This window comes from Sphingomonas sp. (assembly GCF_036388435.1).
GTDB lineage: Bacteria > Pseudomonadota > Alphaproteobacteria > Sphingomonadales > Sphingomonadaceae > Sphingomonas.
In genome coordinates, this window is sequence record NZ_DASVRV010000006.1 from 1 (window position 1) to 3184 (window position 3184).

2 protein-coding genes are annotated in these 3184 nt (G+C 68.2%); both read left to right on the top strand.

Going from position 1 to position 3184, the window contains the following annotated elements:
* Positions 1 to 95 precede the first annotated feature (95 nt).
* Entirely contained in the window at positions 96 to 2201 is a 2106-nt protein-coding gene (gene tkt / locus VF592_RS01650; RefSeq protein WP_331003858.1) for a transketolase, read from the top strand.
* Positions 2198 to 3184: transaldolase (gene tal / locus VF592_RS01655; RefSeq protein WP_331003859.1), on the top strand; the 987-nt coding region annotated here is incomplete at its 3' end. The genes tkt and tal, both read left to right, overlap by 4 nt.

Sequence of the window (3184 nt, forward strand, 5' to 3'; positions counted from 1 at the left end):
GGGTCGTGACGACGCTGGAACGACCTTTCGATCCGGATTAAGGGGCAACCCTAACGGGCGCCCCGCGTTCGACCCCCGAACCACATGAGGCAGAGATGACCGACGTGAGCACCACCGAGCGGCACGGCGCCGACGCGTATCGCGCCGACGCCCATCAGGGGGACGGGTCCCCCGAACGCCTCGCGATCGACACGATCCGCACGCTCGCGATGGACGCGGTGCAAAAGGCGAATTCGGGGCATCCCGGCACGCCGATGGCGCTGGCGCCCGTCGGGCACACGATATGGACCCGGTTCCTGCGTTACGACCCCGCCAGGCCAGACTGGCCCAATCGGGACCGCTTCGTGCTGTCGGTCGGCCATGCGTCGATGCTGCTATACGCGCTGATCCACCTGGCCGGGATCGAGGAGATCGACGCGGACGGCAAGAAGACGGGACGTCCCGCCGTGTCGCTCGACGATATCCGCGAATTCCGTCAGCTGTCGAGCCGTACCCCGGGTCATCCCGAGTACCGCCACACCACGGGCGTGGAGACCACGACCGGACCGCTGGGCGCGGGCTGCGGCAATTCGGTGGGGATGGCGATCGCCGAGCGCTGGCTGGCGGCGCATTTCAACCGCGACGGCTTCACCCTGTTCGACCATGACGTCTATACCGTCTGCGGCGACGGCGACATGATGGAGGGCGTGTCCGCCGAGGCGGCGAGCCTGGCGGGACATCTGAAGCTCTCCAATCTGTGCTGGATCTACGACAGCAACCATATCTCGATCGAGGGCGGGACCGACCTGGCGTTCGACGAGGATGTCGGTGCGCGGTTCGAGGCCTATGGCTGGCGGGTGATCCATGTCGACGACGCCAACGATCTGGGCGCGCTGTCGGCGGCGCTCGACAGCTTCAAGGCGACCGGGGACCGGCCGACGCTGATCGTCGTCCATTCGGTGATCGGCTGGGGCAGCCCCAAGGCGGGGTCGGAAAAGGCGCATGGCGAGCCGCTGGGCGTCGATGCGATCCGCGAGACCAAGCGCGCCTATGGCTGGCCCGAGGATGCCGAGTTCCTGGTGCCCGACGGCGTGGCGGACGCGTTCAAGCGATCGATGGTCGATCGCGGGCAGTCTGCGCGCGAAGAATGGGAGGCCAACCTCGCCCGCTACCGCGAGGCGCATCCCGAGCCGGCACGCGAGCTCGACGCGATGCTTGCCGACGCGCTGCCCGACGGCTGGGCCGACGACATCCCGGTGTTCGAGGCGGATGCCAAGGGTGTCGCCAGCCGCGACTCCGGGGGCAAGGTGCTCAACGCGATCGCCGCGCGCGTGCCCTGGCTGATGGGCGGATCGGCCGATCTCGCGCCTTCGACCAAGACGCTGATCAAGGACGGCGGATCGTTCCAGGCGGGCGATTACGGATGGCGCAACCTGCATTACGGGGTGCGCGAGCATGGCATGGGTGCCGTGGTCAACGGCATGGCGCTGTCGCACCTCAAGGCGTATGGCGCGACCTTCCTGGTGTTCGCCGACTATATGCGCGCGCCGATCCGGCTGGCGGCGATCATGGAGCTGGGGTCGGTGTTCGTGTTCACGCACGACTCGATCGGGGTGGGCGAGGACGGGCCGACCCACCAGCCGATCGAGCATCTCGCGAGTTTGCGCGCGATCCCCGGTCTTGACGTGGTGCGGCCGGGCGACGCCAACGAGGTCGCCGTCGCCTGGGCGTCGATCATGGAGATGAACGACCGCCCGACCGCGATCGTGCTGTCGCGCCAGGCGCTGCCGACGCTGGACCGCACCAAGTACGCGAGCGCCGAGGGCGTCAAGCGCGGCGCCTATGTGCTGGCGTCGTCGGACGATCCCGAGGTGATCCTGATCGCGACGGGCTCCGAGGTGTCGCTGGCCGTCGAGGCCTATGAGCGGCTGGTCGCCGACGGCGTGCGCGCGCGCGTCGTGTCGATGCCGAGCTGGTATCGCTACGAGCTGCAGGACGACGACTACAAGGAATCGGTCCTCCCCGGATCGGTCCCGTCGCGGCTCGCCATCGAGCAGGCGGGCGAGATGGGCTGGCATCGCTATGTCGGGCTGAAGGGGCGCACCATCACCATGTCGACCTTCGGCGCGTCGGCGCCGATCGCCAAGCTGCAGGACAAATACGGCTTCACGGTCGACAATGCCGTGAAGGTCGCGCGCGAGATGCTGGAGAAGAACGCATGAGCAGATTGGGCGAGCTGAGCGCCGCGGGCACGGCGGTGTGGCTCGATTTCGTCGACCGCAAGTTCCTCCAGGCCGGGGGGCTGGAGAAGCTGGTCGAGGCGGACGGGCTGACGGGTGTGACCTCCAACCCCTCGATCTTCGAGAAGGCGATGGGGCATGGCGACGCCTATGACGAGTCGCTCGCCGAATACGACCGCGCGCATCCGGGCGCGGCGACGATCGACCGCTACGAGCATCTGGCGGTGCAGGACATCGTTGCCGCCGCCGACGCGCTGCGGCCCGTCTATGATCGGCTGGACGCCCGGGACGGCTATGTCAGCCTGGAGGTATCGCCCTATATCTCCGACGACACCGACGCGACGATCGCCGAGGCGAGGAAGCTGTGGCGGGCGGTCGACCGGCCCAATCTGATGATCAAGATTCCCGGCACGCTGGCTGGCGGGCCCGCGATCGCGGCGACGATCGCGGCGGGAATGAACGTCAACGTCACCCTGTTGTTCAGCCGGGAAGCCTATGCGCGCGTCGCCGAAGCCTATGCGATGGGGCTGGAGGAGCGGGTGCGGCAGGGGCAGCCGATCGACCGCATCGCCAGCGTCGCGAGCTTCTTCATCAGCCGCGTGGACTCCGAGATCGACAAGCGGCTCGACACGATCGCCGCGCAGCTGCCCGAGGAGCGCCGCGACTACGTGGCGCAGCTCAAGGGCAAGGCCGCGATCGCGAACGCGAAGCTGGCCTATCGCCTCTTCCGGCAGCTCTTCTCGGGGCCGCGCTGGGAGGCGCTCGCAGGCAAGGGAGCGATGGTGCAGCGGCCGCTCTGGGCGAGCACCAGCACCAAGAACCCGAGCTACCGCGACACGCTGTACGTCGAGCAGCTGATCGGCCCCGACACCGTCAACACGATGCCGCCGGCGACGATGGACGCGTTCCGCGACCACGGGAAATTGCGCAACAGCCTGCAAGAGGATGTCGCGGGCGCCGAGCAG